The 1,535-nt window shown below is 54.2% G+C and carries 1 rRNA gene; it reads right to left on the bottom strand.

Annotation, left to right across the window (positions count from 1 at the left end):
* Positions 1-25: 25 nt before the first annotated feature.
* A 16S ribosomal RNA gene (locus IHV10_RS22585) occupies positions 26-1,535 on the bottom strand; the annotation flags it as partial.

Genomic DNA, 1,535 nt, shown 5'->3' on the forward strand with positions numbered 1-1,535 from the left:
CGAAGGTGTTTCATAATCTCCATAGAAAGGAGGTGATCCAGCCGCACCTTCCGATACGGCTACCTTGTTACGACTTCACCCCAATCATCTGTCCCACCTTCGGCGGCTGGCTCCCAAAAGGGTTACCCCACCGACTTCGGGTGTTACAAACTCTCGTGGTGTGACGGGCGGTGTGTACAAGGCCCGGGAACGTATTCACCGCGGCATGCTGATCCGCGATTACTAGCAATTCCGGCTTCATGTAGGCGAGTTGCAGCCTACAATCCGAACTGAGAATGACTTTTTGGGATTGGCTTGGCCTCGCGGCTTCGCAACCCTTTGTATCATCCATTGTAGCACGTGTGTAGCCCAGGTCATAAGGGGCATGATGATTTGACGTCATCCCCACCTTCCTCCGGTTTGTCACCGGCAGTCACCTTAGAGTGCCCAACTGAATGCTGGCAACTAAGGTCAAGGGTTGCGCTCGTTGCGGGACTTAACCCAACATCTCACGACACGAGCTGACGACAACCATGCACCACCTGTCACTTTGTCCCCCGAAGGGGAAAGCTCTATCTCTAGAGTGGTCAAAGGATGTCAAGACCTGGTAAGGTTCTTCGCGTTGCTTCGAATTAAACCACATGCTCCACTGCTTGTGCGGGCCCCCGTCAATTCCTTTGAGTTTCAACCTTGCGGTCGTACTCCCCAGGCGGAGTGCTTAATGTGTTAACTTCAGCACTGAGGGTGGAACCCCCCAACACCTAGCACTCATCGTTTACGGCGTGGACTACCAGGGTATCTAATCCTGTTTGCTCCCCACGCTTTCGCGCCTCAGCGTCAGTTACAGGCCAAAAAGCCGCCTTCGCCACTGGTGTTCCTCCACATCTCTACGCATTTCACCGCTACACGTGGAATTCCACTTTTCTCTCCTGCACTCAAGTCTCCCAGTTTCCAATGACCCTCCACGGTTGAGCCGTGGGCTTTCACATCAGACTTAAGAGACCGCCTGCGCGCGCTTTACGCCCAATAATTCCGGATAACGCTTGCCACCTACGTATTACCGCGGCTGCTGGCACGTAGTTAGCCGTGGCTTTCTGGTTAGGTACCGTCAAGGTACGAGCAGTTACTCTCGTACTTGTTCTTCTCTAACAACAGAGCTTTACGACCCGAAGGCCTTCATCGCTCACGCGGCGTTGCTCGGTCAGGCTTTCGCCCATTGCCGAAGATTCCCTACTGCTGCCTCCCGTAGGAGTCTGGGCCGTGTCTCAGTCCCAGTGTGGCCGATCACCCTCTCAGGTCGGCTACGCATCGTCGCCTTGGTGAGCCGTTACCTCACCAACTAGCTAATGCGCCGCGGGCTCATCTGTAAGTGTCAGCCGAAACCGACTTTCAAAAAGAAGAAATGCTTCTTCTCTTATTATCCGGTATTAGCCCCGGTTTCCCGGAGTTATCCCCGTCTTACAGGCAGATTACCCACGTGTTACTCACCCGTCCGCCGCTAAATCAGAGGAGCAAGCTCCTCATCATTCGCTCGACTTGCATGTATTAGGCACGCC

Origin of the sequence: Fictibacillus sp. 5RED26 (genome assembly GCF_015903895.1) — a bacterium.
GTDB classification, from domain to species: Bacteria; Bacillota; Bacilli; order Bacillales; family Fictibacillaceae; genus Fictibacillus; species Fictibacillus phosphorivorans.